Source organism: Micromonospora sp. NBC_00330, from assembly GCF_036136635.1.
GTDB lineage: Bacteria > Actinomycetota > Actinomycetes > Mycobacteriales > Micromonosporaceae > Micromonospora > Micromonospora salmantinae.
Genome location: NZ_CP108012.1, coordinates 4,463,780 through 4,483,264 on the forward strand (window position 1 = coordinate 4,463,780; position 19,485 = coordinate 4,483,264).

At 72.1% G+C, this 19,485-nt stretch carries 16 protein-coding genes and 1 pseudogene; 7 read left to right on the forward strand and 10 right to left on the reverse strand.

The window, feature by feature from the left end; translation table 11 throughout:
• The first annotated feature begins 127 nt into the window (after positions 1-127).
• From OG598_RS20045 to OG598_RS20065, 5 genes are all read left to right on the forward strand, one after another.
• Positions 128-1,855 (forward strand): alkaline phosphatase D family protein, encoded by a 1,728-nt coding sequence (locus OG598_RS20045; RefSeq protein ID WP_328650574.1) that lies wholly within the window; start codon positions 128-130, stop codon positions 1,853-1,855.
• 10 nt (positions 1,856-1,865) lie between these two features.
• On the forward strand, positions 1,866-2,306 hold the full coding sequence (locus tag OG598_RS20050; protein WP_238681244.1) for a MarR family winged helix-turn-helix transcriptional regulator: 441 nt from the start codon (positions 1,866-1,868) through the stop codon (positions 2,304-2,306).
• 145 nt (positions 2,307-2,451) lie between these two features.
• Positions 2,452-4,071 (forward strand): MDR family MFS transporter, encoded by a 1,620-nt coding sequence (locus tag OG598_RS20055; protein WP_328650575.1) that lies wholly within the window; start codon positions 2,452-2,454, stop codon positions 4,069-4,071.
• A gap of 9 nt (positions 4,072-4,080) precedes the next feature.
• The gene (locus OG598_RS20060) at positions 4,081-4,575 is read left to right on the forward strand and encodes a universal stress protein (RefSeq protein ID WP_442931328.1); all 495 of its coding nucleotides are present in this window, start codon (positions 4,081-4,083) and stop codon (positions 4,573-4,575) included.
• Positions 4,576-4,619: 44 nt separating this feature from the next.
• Entirely contained in the window at positions 4,620-5,141 is a 522-nt protein-coding gene (locus tag OG598_RS20065; RefSeq protein ID WP_328650576.1) for a DinB family protein, read from the forward strand.
• Between the two features lie 7 nt (positions 5,142-5,148).
• Here OG598_RS20065 and OG598_RS20070 read toward each other — a convergent pair whose 3' ends face one another.
• From OG598_RS20070 to OG598_RS20080, 3 genes are all read right to left on the reverse strand, one after another.
• The gene (locus OG598_RS20070; RefSeq protein ID WP_112736212.1) at positions 5,149-5,769 is read right to left on the reverse strand and encodes an HAD family hydrolase; all 621 of its coding nucleotides are present in this window, start codon (positions 5,767-5,769) and stop codon (positions 5,149-5,151) included.
• A complete protein-coding gene (gene smc, locus OG598_RS20075; RefSeq protein WP_328650577.1) occupies positions 5,769-9,383 on the reverse strand; it encodes a chromosome segregation protein SMC in 3,615 nt (1,204 codons plus the stop codon). The genes OG598_RS20070 and smc overlap by 1 nt, the downstream gene beginning before the upstream one ends.
• A 348-nt stretch (positions 9,384-9,731) precedes the next feature.
• Entirely contained in the window at positions 9,732-9,926 is a 195-nt protein-coding gene (locus OG598_RS20080) for a hypothetical protein (RefSeq protein WP_030487463.1), read from the reverse strand.
• Between the two features lie 372 nt (positions 9,927-10,298).
• On the opposite strand from OG598_RS20080, the gene OG598_RS20085 reads away from it, so the two are divergent.
• Both OG598_RS20085 and OG598_RS20090 read left to right on the forward strand, forming a co-directional pair.
• Positions 10,299-11,456: a CAP domain-containing protein gene (locus OG598_RS20085; RefSeq protein WP_328650578.1), complete on the forward strand. Its 1,158-nt coding sequence runs from the start codon at positions 10,299-10,301 to the stop codon at positions 11,454-11,456.
• 116 nt (positions 11,457-11,572) lie between these two features.
• Positions 11,573-12,415: an endo alpha-1,4 polygalactosaminidase gene (locus tag OG598_RS20090; protein ID WP_328650579.1), complete on the forward strand. Its 843-nt coding sequence runs from the start codon at positions 11,573-11,575 to the stop codon at positions 12,413-12,415.
• A gap of 185 nt (positions 12,416-12,600) precedes the next feature.
• Here OG598_RS20090 and OG598_RS20095 read toward each other — a convergent pair whose 3' ends face one another.
• From OG598_RS20095 to OG598_RS20125, 7 genes and pseudogenes are all read right to left on the reverse strand, one after another.
• On the reverse strand, positions 12,601-14,820 hold the full coding sequence (locus OG598_RS20095; RefSeq protein ID WP_328650580.1) for an MMPL family transporter: 2,220 nt from the start codon (positions 14,818-14,820) through the stop codon (positions 12,601-12,603).
• A gap of 220 nt (positions 14,821-15,040) precedes the next feature.
• Positions 15,041-15,898: a bifunctional DNA-formamidopyrimidine glycosylase/DNA-(apurinic or apyrimidinic site) lyase gene (gene mutM / locus OG598_RS20100; RefSeq protein ID WP_112582008.1), complete on the reverse strand. Its 858-nt coding sequence runs from the start codon at positions 15,896-15,898 to the stop codon at positions 15,041-15,043.
• Positions 15,899-16,124: 226 nt separating this feature from the next.
• Positions 16,125-16,841: pseudogene (gene rnc / locus OG598_RS20105) on the reverse strand (ribonuclease III); the annotation flags it as partial.
• Positions 16,838-17,821 (reverse strand): phosphate acyltransferase, encoded by a 984-nt coding sequence (locus OG598_RS20110; RefSeq protein WP_112678695.1) that lies wholly within the window; start codon positions 17,819-17,821, stop codon positions 16,838-16,840. The gene OG598_RS20110 and the pseudogene rnc, both read right to left, overlap by 4 nt.
• Before the next feature lie 114 nt (positions 17,822-17,935).
• Positions 17,936-18,109 (reverse strand): 50S ribosomal protein L32, encoded by a 174-nt coding sequence (gene rpmF, locus OG598_RS20115; RefSeq protein ID WP_030335284.1) that lies wholly within the window; start codon positions 18,107-18,109, stop codon positions 17,936-17,938.
• Between the two features lie 5 nt (positions 18,110-18,114).
• Positions 18,115-18,678: a YceD family protein gene (locus tag OG598_RS20120; RefSeq protein WP_238684615.1), complete on the reverse strand. Its 564-nt coding sequence runs from the start codon at positions 18,676-18,678 to the stop codon at positions 18,115-18,117.
• Between the two features lie 109 nt (positions 18,679-18,787).
• Entirely contained in the window at positions 18,788-19,285 is a 498-nt protein-coding gene (locus tag OG598_RS20125; RefSeq protein WP_030335287.1) for a hypothetical protein, read from the reverse strand.
• Between the last annotated feature and the right edge of the window lie 200 nt (positions 19,286-19,485).

Below are 19,485 nucleotides of genomic sequence, written 5' to 3' on the forward strand. Positions count from 1 at the left end.
CCGGAATCCTGTCAGATGCCGGCGGCGGCGTCCCAGCCACCGCACCCCGAGCCGCGCCCGAAGCGGTGCTCGGAGTCTCAGCCACCGGGCCCGGCCGGTGCCGGGGACCGGCGGTAGGCTCGGCCGCATGCCCGCCGCACACCTCCTCATCGGCCCACTTCTGCGGCGAGTGGTGGACACCCGGGCGACGATCTGGGTGGAGACGGCGGCGCCCGCCGTGGTCACCGTCCGCACCGCCAGCGGCGCCACCGGCACCGCGCCCACCTTCTCGGCGTACGACCACCACTACGCCCTCGTGGTGGTGGAGGGCCTCGCCCCGGACAGCGAGACCACCTACGAGGTGCTGGTCGACGACGAGATCGTCTGGCCGGTGCCGAGCAGCGGGTTCCCGCCGAGCGTGATCCGCACCCGGGCCGCCGACGATCGGGACCAGCCGGTCAATCTGATCTTCGGGTCGTGCCGCGAGACCACCCAGCACGCCACCACCCGCAAGCTGCCACCGGACGCGTTGGACGCGTACGCCCGGCGGTTGATGGCCGACCCGGAGTCGACCCCGCTGCCCGACCTGCTGGTTCTGCTCGGTGACCAGGTCTACGCCGACGTCACCTCGCCGACCGTGCGTCGGCTGCTGCGTCGACGGCGGCGGCGGCCGAAGGGCGCTCCGGCCGACCAGGTGGTGAGCTTCGACGAGTACACCAAGCTCTACCTGGAGTCCTGGCGTGATCCGGAGATCCGCTGGCTGCTCTCTACGGTGCCCAGCGTGATGATCTTCGACGATCACGAGATCATCGACGACTGGAACACCTCGGCGGCGTGGCGAGCCGAGGTGCGCGAGCAGCCGTGGTGGCAGGAGCGGATCGGCAGTGGGCTCGCCTCCTACTGGGTCTACCAGCACCTGGGCAACCTCTCCCCCGACGAGATCGCCGCCGATCCGGTCTTCGCGAAGGTCGCCGCAGCCGAGGACGCCACCAGCGTCCTGCGCGAGTTCGGCCACCGGGTCGACCAGGAGTCCGACCTGGCGCACGACACCGAGCGCTGGCGCGCGGTGCAGTATCAGTGGAGCTACGCACTGGACCTGGGCCGGACGCGGCTGGTCATGCTGGACAACCGGTGCAGCCGCGTGCTCGAGCCCAACAGCCGGGCGATGTTGCCGCCCGGCGAGTGGGCCTGGTTCCTCGACCAGGCGCACGGGGTCTACGACCACCTGGTGGTGGGCGCCTCGCTGCCCTGGCTGCTGCCGCAGGGCATCCACCACATCGAGGCGTGGAACGAGAAACTGGCGGACTCACGCCGACCGTGGGTGGCGCGCGGGGCGGAGAAGCTGCGCCGTGCCCTGGACCTGGAGCACTGGGCGGCGTTCCGGCGGTCCTTCGAGGCGCTCGCGGAGACGTTCGCCCGCATCGGCACCGGCACGCCGCGGCAGTCCGGCGCGCGGGTCGGGGCCGGCCCGGCGTACGCCCCACCGGCGTCGATCAGCGTGCTCTCCGGTGACGTGCACCACTCGTACGTGGCGCGGGCCCGGTTCGCGGACCCGGCGGTGGTCACCCCGGTGCACCAGCTCACCTGTTCGCCGATCCACAACCAGGTGCCGGCGGGCATCCGTCCGCTGATGCGGCTGGGCTGGTCGCCCGGTCCGGCCGGTGCCACGCGGGCGCTGGCCCGTTCGGCGGGCGTACGTCGACCGGGGGTGCGCTGGCGCAAGTTGGCCGGCCCGTACTTCGGTAACGCTGTCGCCACCCTGACCCATCACGGGCGCGGGGCCGACGTGGTCATCGAGGGCACCACCAAGGACGGGCACCTACGCCCGGTGATGCGGCGTCGACTCTCCGGCGACGGTGAGCCGGCCGCGCCGTAGTCTCTACGCCGTGGACGAGCACCTGCCGGAGCCGATCCGGGCGGTTGAGCACGAGTTGACCGCTCTGCTGCGCCGTGGCCGGGCGGTCTCCTGGGAGATCGCCCGGGAGGTGCACCCGAACCTGGAGCCGAACACCTACGGGTTGCTGCTCTGGTTGCGTCGTAGCGGGTCGATCCGGTTGACCGAGTTGGCGGCGCGGCTGGGCGTGGGCAAGGGGACGCTGAGCCGGCAGATAAACGCCCTGGAAGTCCTCGGTCTGGTGCACCGCGACCCCGATCCGAGTGACCGGCGGGCCGCGCAGATCAGCCTCACCGACGAGGGGCAGCGCCGGTTCGACGTGGCCCGCGCGGCCCGGCTGGGCGAGTTCCTGCGCGCGCTGGACGGCTGGCCGGAGCGGGACGTCGAGGAGTTCGCCCGGCTGCTCGGCCGGTTCAACGACTCCTGGCAGTAGCTCCCAACGCGGGGGAATAGAGCGTCGATCCGACAAGTTGTTGCTTCAGGCAACCAAGGCATACCGTTGCCTCAGGCAACTCCCAGGCGGCCCGTGCGTACCAGCCCCGCCGTTCCACCTCGACTCCGCTCGGAGGCAACAAACGATGAGCCAGGCGACAGCGCCTCCCCAGGCGACCGCCGTGACAATGACCCACCGGCAGATCCTGGAAGCACTCTCCGGCCTGCTGCTGGGTCTGTTCGTCGCGATCCTCTCCTCCACGGTCATCTCGAACGCGCTGCCGCGGATCATCACCGAACTGCACGGCGGCCAGTCCGCGTACACCTGGGTGGTGACCTCGGCCCTGCTCGCGACCACAGCGACCACCCCCATCTGGGGCAAGATGGCCGACCTGACCAGCAAGAAGACACTGGTCCAGCTCGCCCTGGGGATCTACGTGCTGGGCTCGGTGCTGGCCGGCCTCGCCCAGGGCACCGGTGAGCTGATCGCCTGCCGGGTGCTCCAGGGCGTCGGCGCCGGCGGCCTCACCGCGCTGGCCCAGGTGATCATGGCCACGATGATCGCGCCCCGCGAACGCGGCCGCTACAGCGGCTACCTCGGCGCCGTGATGGCCGTCGGCACCATCGGCGGCCCGCTGATCGGCGGCGTGATCGTGGACACCTCCTGGCTCGGCTGGCGCTGGTGCTTCTACGTCGGCGTGCCGTTCGCCATCCTCGCGCTGATCGTGCTCCAGAAGACCCTGCACCTGCCCGTGGTCAAGCGGAAGGCCGAGATCGACTGGTGGGGCGCCACCCTGATCACCGCGGCCGTCTCGGTGCTGCTGATCTGGGTCTCGCTCGCCGGCGACCAGTTCGCCTGGGCCTCCTGGGAGACCGCCGTCATGGTCGTCGGCGCGCTGGTCCTCGGCGCGCTGGCCATCCGGGTCGAGACCCGGGCCGCCGAGCCGATGATCCCGCCGCGGCTGTTCCGCAACCGCACCATCACCCTCGCCGTCGTCGCCAGCATCGCGGTCGGCGTGGGCATGTTCGGCGCGTCGATCTTCCTGGGCCAGTACTTCCAGATCAGCCGCGGTCAGAGCCCGACCATGTCAGGTCTGATGACCCTGCCGATGATCCTCGGCCTGCTGGTCGCCTCCACCGTCATCGGGCGGGTCATCAGCAAGACCGGCCGCTGGAAGCGGTACCTGGTGATCGGGTCGGCGCTGCTCACCATCGGCTTCGCGCTGATGGGCACCCTGCGCGCCGACACCAGCTTCACACTGCTCAGCGTCTACATGCTGCTGATCGGCGTCGGCCTGGGCATGACCATGCAGAACCTGGTCCTCGCCGTGCAGAACACCGTCGGCCCGCACGAACTCGGCGCGGCCAGCTCGGTGGTGGCGTTCTTCCGCAGCCTGGGTGGCGCGATCGGCGTATCCGCCCTCGGCGCGGTGCTCGCCCACAAGGTCAAGGACTACACCGCCGACGGCCTGGCCCAACTCGGCATCCCCGCCTCCAGCTCCGGCAGCGGCGGCGCCCTGCCCGACGTGCACACCCTGCCCGGCCCACTGCGGGCGGTGGTGGAGAGCGCGTACGGCCACGGCGCCGGTGACATCTTCCTGGCCGCCGCCCCGTTCGCGCTGATCGCGCTGATCGCTGTGGCCTTCATCAAGGAGGTGCCGCTGCGCCAGCACAACGGCGACCCGGTTTCCGACCAGGTCGAGCGGGAATCGACAGTCGCCGCCGGCGCTGGCGCACCCGTGATCCGTACCGGCGAGCAGAGGTGAGGTAGAGCCATGGGCGTGGGAGCACCGGACCGCGAGGAGTACGGCCCACGGACCCGACCGCTGCCCTTCGAGCGCGGTACGGACGGTCCTCGGGTGATCATGGTGGGCGTCGACGGCACCCGCACCTCCGAGCGGGCCGGTGCCTACGCAGCCGGTCTGGCCCGCCGGCAGGGCGCCGCGCTGGTGGTGGTCTTCGTCAGCTCACCGAGCGGACTGACCGCCCTGGTGCCCGGCATGGACGCCGGCGCGGTCCAGCGCACCCACGACGAGTTGACCGACGAGCTGCGCCGGGAGTGCCGGCGTGGGGCCGAGCAGTGGGGCATTCCGATGACCCTGCTGGTGCGGCGCGGCGACGCGTACGGCGAGCTGTGCGCGGCGGCCGACGAGTTCCAGGCCGACATGGTGGTGGTCGGCGCCTCCGAGCAGGCAGGACACCGGCTGGTCGGCTCGGTCGCCACCCGGCTGGTCCGCGCCGGCCGCTGGCCGGTCGTCGTGGTGCCCTGATAACCCGTCGCGGCATGTCCGAGGTGCCAGGCAGGATGCGCGGCATGACCTGGATCGCGCCGGAGATCACCCGGACCCCCGAACCGTACGTCGGCGACGAGCGCACCATGCTCGACGGCTGGCTCGACTACCACCGACAGACGCTGCTGCTCAAGTGCGCCGGCCTGACCGAGGAGCAGTTGCGGACGCCGAGCGTGGAACCGTCCGGGCTGACCCTGCTCGGCCTGGTCCGCCACCTGGCCGAGGTGGAGGCCTGGTGGTTCCGGGAGAACTTCGCCGGTGAGCCTGTCGACTACCCGTACTTCACCCCGGAGAACCCGGACGCCGACCACGACGTCAGCGCCGCCGACGCCGTCGCCGACTTCGCCATCTTCCACCGCGAGGTGGCGCTGGCCCGCGAGGCTGCCGCCGGCCATTCGCTCGACGAGACGTTCACCGAGGTCGGCGCGAAGAAGCGCACCTTCAACCTGCGCTGGGTGTACGTGCACATGATCGAGGAGTACGCCCGGCACAACGGCCACGCCGACCTGATCCGGGAACGCATCGACGGCGTCACCGGCGAGTGACAAACGCTCAGTAGTCCAGGGCCGCCCGCAGGTAACGCAGGTCGGCGTGGCCGCCCCAGCGGTGCGCCGACAGCCCTGCCGACCGGGCACCCCGCACGGCCCAGTCCTCGTCGTCGACGCAGAGGACCCGGGCCGGCGGGGTGGCCAGGGCCACGCAGGCGGCCTTGAAGTATTCCGGGGCCGGCTTGTGCACGCCGATCACCGAGGAGTTGACCACCACGTCCAGCTCGCCGACCAGGCCGAGGGCGGCCAGGTCGGCGTCGAGCAGGTCGGTGGCGTTGGTGCCCAGCCCGACCCGGATGCCCGCCGCCCGGGCCTCCCGAACGAACGCCAGCACCTCCTGGTCGACCTCTCCCCGGTAGCTCTGCCACTGCTCCACAGCGGCGCGGGCCCGTTCCGGGCTGCCCACCGATTCGGCCAGGGCGTCCGCCACGCTGGTCATCCACTCGGCGTGGTTGACCTGGCCGGTGAGCACCGGCTGGAGCCGCCCCCACTGCATGGCGATCTCACCGAGCACCCCCTCGGAGAGGCCGTACTCCCGCTCGACGACGGCGGCCACCGCCGGGTCCCACCGGCGCAGTACGCCGTCGAAGTCCAGCAGGAGCGCCGTCGCGCGTTCCCGAGCCACTACCCGTTCTCCTCGCCGCGGCCGTGCCGCTGGTCGTCCTCGTCGGCCCGGTTGAGCCGTTGGCTGATCACCTGGGTGACCCCACTGCGCATGGTCACGCCATAGAGCGCGTCGGCGATCTCCATCGTCCGCTTCTGGTGCGTGATGACGATCAGCTGACTCTTCTCGCGCAACTGTGCCAGCAACAGGATCAGCCGGCCCAGGTTGACGTCGTCCAGGGCCGCCTCCACCTCGTCCATGATGTAGAACGGGCTGGGCCGGGCGCGGAAGATCGCCACCAACATGGCCACAGCGGTCAGCGACCGCTCGCCACCGGAGAGCAGCGACAGCCGCTTGATCTTCTTGCCCGGCGGGCGGGCCTCCACCTCGACGCCGGTGGTGAGCAGGTCATCCGGCTCGGTGAGGATCAGCCGCCCCTCGCCACCGGGGAAGAGCACCGTGAACACCTGCTCGAACTCGCGGGCGGTGTCCTCGAAGGCACTGGCGAAGACCTCCAGGATCCGCTCGTCCACGTCCTTGACCACTGTGAGCAGGTCCCGACGGGTGGCCTTGAGGTCCTCCAACTGCTCGGAGAGGAACTTGAAACGCTCCTCCAGCGCAGCGAACTCCTCCAGCGCGAGTGGGTTGACCTTGCCGAGCAGGGCGAGTTCGCGTTCCGCCTTCGCGGCCCGCTTCTCCTGCACCGGCCGCTCGTAGCGCACCGGCTCGGGCACCGGCAGACCGTCACGTTCGGCCGCCGCCACATCAACCTGGGTCGGCGGAACGGGCTGAGTCGGACCGTACTCGGCGACCAGCGTCTCCACGTCCAGCCCGAAGTCCTCGGCGGCCTTCGCCTCCAGCTGCTCGATGCGCAACCGCTGCTCCGCCCGGGCCACCTCGTCGCGGTGCACCTGGCTGGTCAGCCGCTCCAACTCCGCGCCGAGCCGCTTGGCGGCACCGCGTACCTCCTGAAGCTCCGCCTCCCGCGCGGCGCGTTCCAGGGCGACCGCGTCACGGTGCTCCTCCGCCCTCGCGATCGAGGTGGTCAGCCGGGTCAGCGCCTCCCGAGCGCCTCCGGCGACGGACCGGGCGATGCCCGCGCCGCGAGCGCGAGCGGCCCGCCGGGCCGCCGCGCGTTCCCGGGCGGCCCGCTCCGCGGTCGCCTGCCGTGTGAGCGAGTCGGCCCGGCCGGCGATCGAGGAGACCCGCTCCTCGGCGGTACGCACGGCGAGCCGGACCTCCATCTCGTTCTGCCGGGCCTGCGGCACCATGGCCGCCAGTTGATCCCGTTCCTCGGCGGAGGGCTCGGCGTCGACAGGGGTCTCCTCGGCCAGCCGCAGCCGCTCCTCCAACTCGGCGAGCGCGGTGAGGTCCCGTTGCCGGGCCGCCTCCGCGCGGGAGCGGGAGTCGCCGAGCCGGTCGGTCTCGGCCTTCGCGGAACGGGCCGCCGCGCCCAGCTCGGCCAGCCGGCGAGCGGCGGCGTTGCGGTGGCTCTCCGCCTCGCGCTTCTCGGCGGCGGCGTGCTGCACGGCCTCCTTGGCGGCCGCCACCTCCGCACGCGCCTCGACCAACTGGTCACGCAGCTCCAGGCCAGCGCGTTCGGCGGTGACACGGTTGGCGCGGGCCTCCTCGACGGCGGCCTGCACCTCGATGTAGCTGGGGGCCTTGGCCGACCCGCCCGCCGCCGCGTACGCCCCGACGACGTCGCCGTCCGGGGTGACCGCCCGCAGCTCGGGGTTGCTGGCGACCAGCTCGGCGGCGGCGGCGAGATCGTCGACGAGCGCCACGTCCCGCAGGGCCCGGTGCACCGCCGGACGAAGCTCGGCGCTGCACTCCACCAGGTCGGGTGCCCACCGGGCGTCGTCCGGCAGCTTCGGGCGCAGCGCGTCGGCGGAGCCGGTCATGCCGGGACCGGCCGGGCTGCCGACCAGCAGGCCGGCCCGACCGGCGTCGGAGATCTTCAACAGCCGCATCGCCTCGACTGCCTCGTCCACCCCGCTGACGGCGACAGCGTCGGCGAGGCCGCCGAGCGCGGCGGCCAGCGCGGCCTCGTGACCGGGCGCGACGGTGAGCAACCCGGCGAGGCTGCCGAGCAGACCGGGCACGTCTCCGGCGCGGGCGAGCAGCGCCCCCGCGCCGTCCTTGCGCCGCAGCCCCAGGGCGAGCGCCTCCTCGCGGGCCTTCCAGGTGGCGGCGTCCTTCTCCGCCGCCCGCTCGGCGTCGGACAGCGACCGGACGGTGGCCTGGGCCCGTTCCTGCACGGCGACCGCCTCGGCGTGCCGGGCGTCCAGGTCCGCGTTGTCCCGGTCGGCCTCGGTGGACTGGGCGACGACCGCGTCCAGGTCGGCCTGCGCCTGCTCGGCACGGCCCAGCGCGTCGGCGTGCGCGATGGCGAGGCGTTCGATCTCCTCGCCGGCGCTGGTGGTCCGGGCCCGGGCGGAGTTGACCTGGCCGGTGAGCCGGGCCATCCCCTCGCGCCGATCGGCGATGGCCTTGGCCGCGGCGACCAGCTCGCGCTCGGCTGCGGCCAACTGCCGCTCCAACTCCTGGCGGTGCTCGACCGCCTCGGCCAGTCGGATCTGGTCGTCGGTGAGCGCGCCGCGCAGCTCCTCCTCCTGCTCGCGGACGCGTTCCGCCTCGGCCTCCAGCTGGTCCGGGTCGCGGCCGGGCCGCTCGTCGTCGCCGGTGGCGCTGAGGTGCCGCAGCCGCTCCCGGGCCAACTGCTCGATCGAACGGAAGCGCTCCTGGAGGGCGGAGAGCTTGTACCAGGTGTCCTGGGCGGCGGCGAGCAGCGGCGCGTCCTGGGCGAGGGCGGCCTCCAACTCGCCGAGCCGGCCCTGCACCTCGGTGTGCTCACCCTCGATCTGCTCGCGCCGCTCACGCAGCGCGGTCTCGTCGGCGATCTCCCGGTCGAGGGTGTTCCGCAGGGTGGCCAGGTCGTCGGCGAGCAGCCGCAACCGGGCGTCGCGCAGGTTGGCCTGGATGGCGGCGGCTCGCCGGGCCACCTCGGCCTGCCGGCCCAACGGCTTGAGCTGACGACGCAGCTCGGCCGTCAGGTCGGTCAAGCGATTGAGATTCACCTGCATCGCGTCGAGCTTGCGGAGCGCCTTTTCCTTGCGCTTGCGGTGCTTGAGGACGCCGGCCGCCTCCTCGATGAACGCCCGACGGTCCTCCGGCTTGGCGTGCAGCATCCCGTCGAGGCGGCCCTGCCCGACGATGATGTGCATCTCCCGGCCGATGCCGGAGTCGGAGAGCAGCTCCTGGATGTCGAGCAACCGGCACGAGTTGCCGTTGATCTCGTACTCGCTCTCGCCGGAGCGGAACATCCGGCGGGTGATGGAGACCTCGGTGTACTCGATCGGCAGTGCGCCGTCGGTGTTGTCGATGGTGAGGGTGACCTCGGCGCGACCCAGCGGCGCCCGGCCGGCGGTGCCGGCGAAGATGACGTCCTCCATCTTGCCGCCACGGAGGGCCTTGGCGCCCTGCTCGCCGAGGACCCAGGCGATGGCGTCGACGACGTTGGACTTGCCCGAGCCGTTCGGGCCCACCACACAGGTGATCCCGGGCTCCAGCTTCAACGTCGTCGCGGAGGCGAAGGACTTGAACCCCTTCACCGTCAGGCTCTTGAGATACACCTACTCGATCCTCGTCCGGTGGCCGCCGTACCGTCGCCGGCTGTGGGGACCTGGGTGAACTCGCAGACTAACCCGCCGGTGGGAGCGGCCCGGCACGCGACCCGCCCCGCGTCGCCTCGACAGTGGGCGCGCTGTTGTTCGGAAGACCGCGAGAAAGACAAGCGCCTTTCATGATCGGCTTATCCGCCGGCGCGCTTTTCGGTAACTGCGCGGCGCGCTTCCCACACGATCAGCCGCAAGATCACGAATCGTCGGCGTCGAAAAGGCCCCGGACAGTGTTGCGCGCCGGCACAGAGGTGTCGGCGCGCATTTTTGCGATGGTGCGATTCAGTTTTTACGACCTGAAGATCAGGTCAGCGCCGGCTCGGCCAGACGGAGCAGATCGTCCGCCTCCGCCGCAGCCGCCGCGAGCCGATCATTGTCGGCACGCAGACGCGTGATCTCGAACTCCAGTGCCTGAACCCTGGAACGCAGTCGGGTGACCTCGTCGAGCAGACGCCGGTCGGGCGCTGCACCTACGTGGCCGTAGAGGGCCTTCGCCATGCTGACTCCTTGATATGCGCTGCCGGAAAGGCCGGCCAACGCGCGCCCAATTCATACGCGGCTGTCATTCCAGGCTGTATCTGGGCATGACCGGGCGCGACTGGCGACACCTATATATTGAGCCGCAAACCCCTCCTTCGTCAAGTTCTCGCAGGCCGTAGATCATCTCTACGTCGACCTGTCCACTTGTCGGGGGGCTGCCGCAAGGCACGGACACTCTCTGTCCGGACGCCTTTACTGTACGCCCGGATCTGCGGAAGTCCGCACCTTGGCGTCCGACTTCCCCTTAACTCTTTCTTAGCCACGTTGCCGCAGGTCGTAGGCGCGCCGTAGCGTCACCCCGGCCCGCAACCGACCCCTGGAGGCATAGGCGTGTACGGCTGGACCGATCCGATGGACCCGAACGGCGCCCCCCGGCGCGCCGAGGGACCGACCGACGAGCCGGCCTGGCTGCACGACCGCCCGGAGCCCCGCTCGGCCTACCTCTTCGGCGACGAGCCCGGTCAGCCAGGTGACGAGTGGCACCGGGAGCAGCCCGCCGACGGCCGGCAACCGGAGATCCCCGCCGAGGCTGCCGACGCCCACACCGCTGCCTGGGGGGCCTACCAGCCGGAGGGCGAGACCGACGCCTGGGGCGACAGCCGCCCGGCCCCGGACACCACCGACGGCTGGCGCGCCGAGGCGCCCGGCGGTTGGCACACCGACACCTACCCGCAGGCCACCGACGGCTTGCACGGCGCCGCCGAGACCGGCCGACCCGGCGAGGGACGGCACCGCTCCCCACGCCGCTGGCGCCGGCCGCTGATGATCGGGGGCGCGGCCGCGGCCGCCACCCTCGTGGTGAGCTTCGGCGTCGGCGCACTCACGCTGCCCGGCGGTGACGACGGGGCCGCCCAACCGACGGCCGTCGACGACTCCTTCGCCACATCGGCCGCGCCGACCGGAGAGCCGGCGCTGGACACCCTCGCCGCACCCTCCCCGTCGACGATCCCCACCCCGGCGTCTCCGAGCCCGTCGCCCAGCAAGGTCGTCAAGCCCACGCCGGCGTCGTCGCGGACCACCGCCGCGTCGCGCCGCAGCGTCGAGCGCAGCACCGCGCCGAGCAACACCGGCAGCTCCAACGGCACCAGCGGCTCCAGCGGCTCCGTCAACGCTCAGGCCCGCGAGGTGGTGGACCTGGTCAACGCCGAGCGGGCCAAGGCCGGCTGCAAGGCGCTGAGCATCGACGACAAGCTGATGACGGCCGCCCAGCGGCACAGTCAGGACCAGGCCGACAACCAGAACATGTCGCACACCGGCAGCGACGGCAGCAACGCCGGCACCCGGCTGGACCGGGTCGGCTACACCTGGCGCACGTACGGCGAGAACGTGGCCTGGAACCAGAAGACCCCCGCCGCTGTGATGGACGCCTGGATGAACAGCTCCGGCCACCGGGCCAACATCCTGAACTGCGCGTTCACCGAGATCGGCGTCGGCATCGCCAACAGCAACGGGCCGTACTGGACGCAGGTCTTCGCGGCACCGCGCTGACCGCGCGTCGTTCCCGCCCCCGTGCTCGTTGACCCGGTGAGGTACGTCGGGCCGGAGCATGGGGGCCGCGTACCGGTGCGGGCGGCGACCGGCCGCCCGGGACCCGGGAGCTGCCGATGCGGATCCGGCCGCGGCGACACGTCGCCGTACGCCCACTGCGCCGCGTCCTGTCCGCAAGCGTCGCCCTCGTGCTCCTGGCGCCGGCGTACGGGTGCCGGCCCGCGCTGACCCCGCCCGGCGCGCCCACCGCGTGGCCGGCGTCGCAGGCCCGGCACTGGCAGTGGCAGTGGCAGCTCAGCGGCCCGCTCGACCCGGCGGTGGACGCCCACGTCTTCCTCCTCGACGCGGTGGCCACCACCGCCGCACAGACCGCCGAACTGCGCTCCCGGGACCGCCGGTTGATCTGCCAGGTGAACGTGGGATCGGTCCGGTCCGACGACCCGGACGCCAGCCGGTTCCCGGAGGTCGTCCGCGGCGCGGCCGGGCGTCGACCCGACAGCCGGTGGCTGGACGTCCGGAGTTGGGACGCGCTCCGACCGGTGCTGGCCGACCGGTTGCGGCTCTGCCGGGGCAAGGGCTTCGGCGCGGTCGCGCTCTTCGACGCCGACGGGTACGCGGCGCGCACCGGCTTTACGCTCGACTTCGACGACCAACTGCTGTTCAACCGCCGGCTGGCCGAGCTGGCCCGCTCGCTGAGCCTCTCCCCCGGGCTGGTCAACGACGTGCCACAGCTCGCCGCGCTGGCCCCGGACTTCGACTTCGCGGTCAACGAGGAGTGCGTCCGGCTCGCCCAGTGCGCCAAACTGCTGCCGTTCAGCGACGCCGGCAAGCCGGTCTTCCACGTCGAGTACACCGGCTCGACCGACGACTTCTGTGTCACCACCGTCGGCTACGGCTTCGCGTCGATCCGGAAGGACCGCACGCTGGACGCCTCCCGCGAACCCTGCCCACTCCCCTGACCCACTGAGCCAGCCCTCGCCCCGCCCCCGCCCCCGCCCCCGCCCCCGCCCCCGCGATCTTGCACTTTCGGTTGCCAGTTTGCCGGTTTGGACCCGCTTCGTCGCGACAGAAACTGCAAGATCGGCGGGGTAGGAGGGCGGGGCAGGGCAGGGCTGGGCGGGGCAGGGCTGGGCTGGGGCGGTGGTTAGGGGACCGGGACCAACTCTGGGGCGGGGGCGGGCGGGTCGGTGGGCGCGGGCGCCGGGCGGGGGCGCAGGAAGCGCGGGGCCCACCAGTTGGCGTCGCCGAGCATGGTCATCAACGCCGGCAGCACCACTCCCCTGATGATGGTGGCGTCCAGCAGGATCGCCGCCGCCAGACCGATGCCGAGCTGCTTCATGTCGATAGTGCTCAGCGTGGCGAAGATCGAGAAGACCCCGACCATCACGATGGCCGCGCTGGTCACCACCCCGGCCGACGACGTGATCCCGTACGACACGGCGTCGCGGTTGGGCAGGCCGGACCGGACGCCCTCGCGGATCCGACTGACCACGAAGACGTGGTAGTCCATCGAGAGGCCGAAGAGCACCACGAACAGGAACAGCGGCAGCCAGGACACGATCGCGCCCATCGACGTGAAGCCGAGCAGCCCCTGCGCCCACTCGCCCTGGAAGATCAGCACCAGGAGGCCGTACGCGGCGCCGGCGGAGAGCAGGTTCAGCGCGATCGAGCTTGCCGCGATCACCACCGACCGGAAGGTGAACGTCATGACCAGGAAGGTCAGCACCAGCACGAAGCCCATGACCAGCGGCAACTTGTCCCGGACGTGCTGGGCGTAGTCCTCGCTGTCGGCGACACTCCCGCCCACCGCGTACTCGATGCCGGGAATGCCCCGCAGTTCGGCCGGGACCAGGTCCCCGCGCAGCTTCTCCAACGACTGCACCGACCGGTCGTCCCGACTGGCGTACGGGGTGGGGACGTCCAGCACCGAGACCCGCCGGTCGGCCGACACCTCGATCTTCGGGCCGTCCGCCTCGGCCGGGGCGAACAGCGGATCGCCGGCCGCCCGGGTGGACAGGCCGGTGAGTGCGGCGCGCACCCGGTCGGCCTGGTCGGCGGGCGCCCGGACGGCCACCACGTGATTGGTGCCGGCGCTCGGGAAGGCGGCGGTGAGCCGGTCGTACGCCTGCATCGCCGGAGTCGTGCGGGGCAGGTCCTCCATGCCGGGGAACTTCAGCTTCATGCCGAGCGCCGGCGCGGCCAGCGCGAGCAGCAGCCCGACCGAGATGACAAGCGTCGCCACCGGCGCGCGCAGCGCGGGCCGGAGCACCGCCGGCCACAGCCGGGGCGTGCGGGGCTCGCCGTGCCGGCCGGTACGCGGCGCGGTCAGTCGCCAGAGCAGCGGCACCCGGGGCCGGTCCACCCAACGGCCGAGCCGGGCCAGCAGGGCGGGCAGGACGGTCAGTGAACCGGTCACCGCGACGGCCACCACGAGGATCGAGCCGATGGCGAGGGACGAGAAGACGACGTCGCCGGCGAGCAGCAGCCCGGCCATCGAGATGATCACCGCGAAGCCGGAGACCACCACGGCGTGCCCGGAGGTCTCCGCGGCGATCTCCACCGCGTCCAGACCGGACCGACCCTTGGCGCGTTCCTCCCGCTCCCGACGGATGTAGAACAGCGAGTAGTCGACGCCGACCGCCATGCCGATCAGCAGGATCACCGGTGCCGTGGTGTCGGTGGCCGGCACCAGGTGCGAGGCGAGGGTGGACAGACCCATCGCGGCGGCCACCGAGGAGAGTGCCAGCAGCACCGGCACGCTCGCCGCGATCAGCGCGCCGAACGCGATGATCAGGATCGCCAGGGTGACCGGCAGACTGAGCAGCTCGGCGCGCTTGAAGTCCTTACCCAGGGTGTCGTCGAGGGCCTGGCCGATCGACGGTCCGCCGACCTGCTCGACGCGCAGCCCGGGATGCGCGGCCTGCACCGTCGCGGTGGCGTCGCGCAACGGCTGCACCCGATCCGAGGCGGTCTCCGGGTCACCCGACATGGTGATCGGCAGCAGCAGCGCCGAGCCGTCCCGCGCGGTGACCGGCTGGCCCACCCCGGCCACCCCGGCGACCGTACGCAGCCGGGCCGCCGCGTCGTCGGCCGCCGACTTCGCCGCCGCCGGGTCCAACGCGCCACCCCGGGAGGTGATGAGGACGTTGTCCACGGCCGGGTCGTCGAAGTCACCGGCGTCCACGATCAGGCTGGCCCGCCCCGCCTCGCCGATCGCCTGGTCACCGCTGGTGGCCTCGTTGAGTCCGGCGGCGCTGCCGCCCACGAAGCACACCGCCACGAACACGGCCCACAGTGCGATCGCCCGCCACGGGTGCTCGGCGCTCCACCGCGCCAGCCGCACCGTCACCGGTCTTCTCCCCATCTCGGGTCCCCCTGTCACGTCAACCCCCTGTCAACGGTGCTGACGTTAGGTGCGTGACGAGGCGGTCACATCGGGGATCGACCCGGGCCCACCCTGGAACCACCGGATCGGGCGCGGGGGTGCGTTCGCCAGGGGCCGAATCCCGATCCGGGCGTACACCGGGGTCCATCCCGGAGCGACAGGCCGCGACCCGCCGGCGTCGCCCCGAGCCGGCTCCGGGTCATCCCCGAAGGGAACCCCGGGGCCGTGGCTGACAGTGCGGGCAGCTGTACGAGGACCGGTTCATGAACGCCTCGCGGCGGATCGGTGCGCCACACCGACGGCACGGCTCACCCTCGCGGCCGTAGGCGTTGAGCGCCCGGTCGAAGTAGCCACTCTCGCCGTTGACGTTCACGTAGAGGGCGTCGAAGCTGGTGCCGCCCTCGCTGATCGCCTCGGCCAGCACGTCGCGGACGTGGCCGAGCAGGCGCTGCGCGGCCGGGCCGGTCAACGCGTCGGTGGGTCGGCCGCCGTGCAGCTTGGCGCGCCAGAGCGCCTCGTCGGCGTAGATGTTGCCCACTCCGGAGATCAGGGTCTGGTCGAGCAGCGCCCGCTTCACCTCGGTGTGCCGGCGGCGCAGCGCCGCGACGAACGCCTCGTCGGAGAACTCCGGGTCCATCGGGTCGCGGGCGATGTGCGCGATCTCGTCGGGCAACTCGGCGCCACCCTCGCTCACCGAGAGCCCGCCGAACGTGCGCTGGTCGACGAAGCGCAGCTCCGGGCCGTCGTCGCTGAACCGGAACCGGACCCGAAGGTGGGTCTCGTCCGTCGTGCCGGGCGGCTGGAGCAGCAGCTGACCCGACATGCCGAGGTGCCCGACGATCGCGTCACCGCTGTCCAGTGGCAGCCACAGGTACTTGCCGCGACGGCGGGCGTCCAGCACCGTCCGGCCGGCGAGCACGTCGGCGAAGTGCACGTCGCCGGGAGCGTGCCGGCGGACCGCACGCGGATGACGAACCTCGACCGAGGCGATCCGACGGCCGACGACCCACTGGGCCACCCCCTGCCGGACGGTCTCCACCTCGGGCAACTCAGGCACGCGACCGACCCGTCTCGTGACCGTCCGCGCCCCCGGCCGGCAGCGCCTGCGCCAGGTGGTCGGCCTGCTCGGCCTGGGCCGCCCGCTCGGCGCGCTCCAGCGGCCCGAACGGCTCGTCCCGGTCGACCGAGTCGTCCCGACCGATCGGCTGGCCCTGACGATCGTCGCCGGCCCGACCATCCCGGCTGTTGTCGTCGGTCCGACCATCCTTGCCGTCGTCGCCGTTCTGACCGTTCTGCTCGGCGAGCGTCCGCCAGGCGGCCTCGGCGGCCCGCTGCTCGGCCTCCTTCTTGCTGCGCCCCTCGGCGCCGCCGTACCGGTTGCCGGCCACCACCACCCAAGCGGTGAACGTCTTGAGGTGATCCGGGCCGGTGCCCTCGATCCGGTACTCCGGAACGCCGAGACCGAGCGCCGCCGTCAACTCCTGGAGGCTGGTCTTCCAGTCCAGTGCGGCCCCGCGACCGGCCGACTCTGCCATCAGCGGGTCGAAGAGCCGGTGGATGACGATCCCCGTGGTGTCCAGGCCGTACTGGAGGTAGATCGCGCCGAGCAGCGCCTCCAGAGTGTCGGCGAGGATGCTCGCCTTGTCCCGGCCACCGGTCGTCTCCTCACCCTTGCCGAGCAGCAGGTACGCGCCGAGCCCGTCCGGGCCCAGACCGCGGGCCACGTCGGCGAGCGCCCGCATGTTGACCACGCTGGCCCGCAGCTTGGCCAACTGCCCCTCGGGCAGATCCGGGTGGTTGTGGAACAGCGCCGTGGTGATCACCACGCCGAGCACCGAGTCGCCGAGGAACTCCAGCCGCTCGTTGGTCGGCAGACCGCCGTTCTCGTACGCGTACGACCGGTGGGTCAACGCGCGCTGGAGAAGCTCGGGTTCCAGGCTCACTCCGAAGGCGGCTTCCAGATGACCGACGGACGCCCGCCGCCGCTTGTCGTTGCTCATGTGCGTACCTCGGTGTCGGTGGAGCGGTCGGTGCGACCCGTCGCGGCGTCGCGGTCGAGCAACGCGGAAACCAGATCGGTGGCGCGCCGCCGCCACAGGTGGGCGGCGAGAGCTATGCCGGAGGCGACGTCGTCGGCGCGGGCGGACCCGTGACAGACGACCACCGTCCCCGCGACGCCCAGCAGGGCCGCCGCGCGGGGCGCGCCGCCCTGGGCAGGTGGGCCGCCGGCCATCGCGTACGCGCCCTCAATTGCCTTGAGCAGCACGTTACCGGTGAAGCCGTCGGTGACGACCACATCGGCGCGCGCGCCGAGGGCCACGTCGTACCCCTCGACCAGGCCGACGTAGCGCGCCCCGCCGGGCAGCGGTTCGACGGCGAGCAGGGGGTCGGTGGCGCGGCGGACCCGGTCGCCCTTGCCGGCCTCGGTGCCGACCGAGAGCAGCCCGACCCGGGGCGCGGCGATCGAGTGGGCCACCGCCGCGTACGCGGCGCCGAGCACGGCGTGGCGGGCGAGGGTGGCCGGGCGGGGTTCCAGAGAGCCGCCGACGTCGAGCAACACCACCGGCCCCGCCACGGCGGGCAGGGTGGCGGCCAGCGCGGGTTGGCGGATCTCCGGCGAACGGCCGAGGCCGAGTACGGCCGCGGTGACGGTGGCGCCGGTGGCGCCGGCGGAGACCAGGGCGTCGGCGGTCCCGTCCCGGACGGCGGTGACCGCGGCCCGGACGGTGCTCTCGGAGCGGGCGGCGCTGGGATGGTCGGCCATGCCGACGACATCGCGGACGGGCCGCACAGTGATCCGGGCGCGTTGCGCCGGATCGAGGGCAGCAATCAGCTCGTCGGCGACCTCGGTCGGACCGACGAGAAGCAGATGCAGGTCAGGGTCGGCGCGCATGGCCCGCAGAGCGCCGTCAACCACGACGGCGGGAGCGTCGTCCCCGCCGAGGAGGTCAACGGCGATCCGCGCGGCGCCCGGCTCCACCGGAACGCCGGCCGGATTGGGCCGGCCGGCGTCGGAGGGAGCCGGGGCACCGGGCGAATGCCAGGATGCGCGCGCCGCCCGACCTGGGGTCGGGGGCGTCACTCGGCGTCCAGGTCAGACCTCGAGAACCTGGCGGCCGTTGTAGGTGCCGCAGACGGAGCAGGCGGCGTGCGGCAGCTTCGGGGACTTGCACTGCGGGCACGCAACGGTCGCGACCACTGTCGCCTTCCAGTTCGCCCGGCGGGACCGGGTGTTGCTGCGCGACATCTTGCGCTTCGGGACGGCCACGGTTCTTACTCCTCTGTAACGGTCAGTTGCGACAGGCCCGCCCAACGCGGGTCGATCTGCTGGTGACTGTGGTCGGCCGGCAGATCGTCCCAGTGCGCCCCGCATTCGGGGCACAGTCCTGGGCAGTCCTCCCGGCAGAGCGGGTTGGTCGGCAGCGTGAGCACCAACGCGTCCCGCAGCGCCGGCTCCAGGTCGATCAGATCGCCCTGCATCCGGCCCACCTCGTCCTCGTCGGTCGTGGCGTCCGTGGTGCTGTCCTCGTACGCGTACAGCTCCTGGATCGTCACGCCCATCGAGTCGTTGATCTCGCGCAGGCAACGGCCGCACTCGCCCCGGACGGGACCGGTGATGGTCCCGGAGACGAGCACGCCCTCGGATACCGACTGCAACCTCAGATCGAGGTCGAGGTCAGCGCCCTCCGGCACGCCGATCAACTCCACACCGAGGTCCGCCGGTGCCGGCACGACCCGCTGGACCTCACGCAACGCGCCAGGGCGACGCGGCAGGTCCCTCGTGTCGAGGACCAGCGGCGCCCTGGGGTTGAGTGTCGATGGCGAGTGCTTGGGCATAGTTAGACTCCGGCCGGTGAGAGGCCGACAAAAAAGGTTACCTGGACGACCGCCGGACCGTCGAACCGGGGGCGACGCCCGCCTGAGAAGTCGGCTGGTGAGGTGCCGCTCAGAAGGGTAGCGGGCGTTCCGCCTCATCCCCAGCGAAGGTGCCGATCTCTCGCAGCGCGTGCATCTTGTCCCGGCCGCGCTCTATCGAGGCCAGCGCCCGGGTGAGGAACTGCTCGAAGTTGGCCAGCGCGGTGTCGACGTAGTCGTCGACCTCCTCACGCAGGCGCTGCGCCTCGGCGCGGGCCTCGCCGATGATCCGGGCGCCCTCGTGCTCGGCCGACACGGTGATCTCGTTCACCGAGACCAGGCGGGCGTGTTCTGCCTCACCCTCGCTGATGATCCGGTCCGCCTCGCGCTTGCCGGCTTCCATGATCTTGTCGCGCTCCTCCAGGAGCGCGGCGGCGCGACGCAGGTCGGCGGGGAGATCGGCACGCATCTCATCGAGGGCAGCAATCATCTCACCCCGGTCGACCATGCAGTTGTTGCGCGACATCGGGACGGAGCGGGCCTGCTCCAGGATGGCGATCAGTTCGTCGATGCGATCGAGCGGGTCCACCGGCTACCTCACTCCTGTCGTTCGTCGGCCGACCTCCATGATGCGGGCTACGGCCGTTCCCCGCGCCACCAATCATGTCGTGCCGGCCCCACCGTCGCCCCACTCACCCCAACCCGGCGAGTCGCGACATAGTCACCCCCGGCTCGCATGGCGCCGATCGTGCACCTTCGGTTGCGTCAAACCACGCCGAAAGGGGCGAT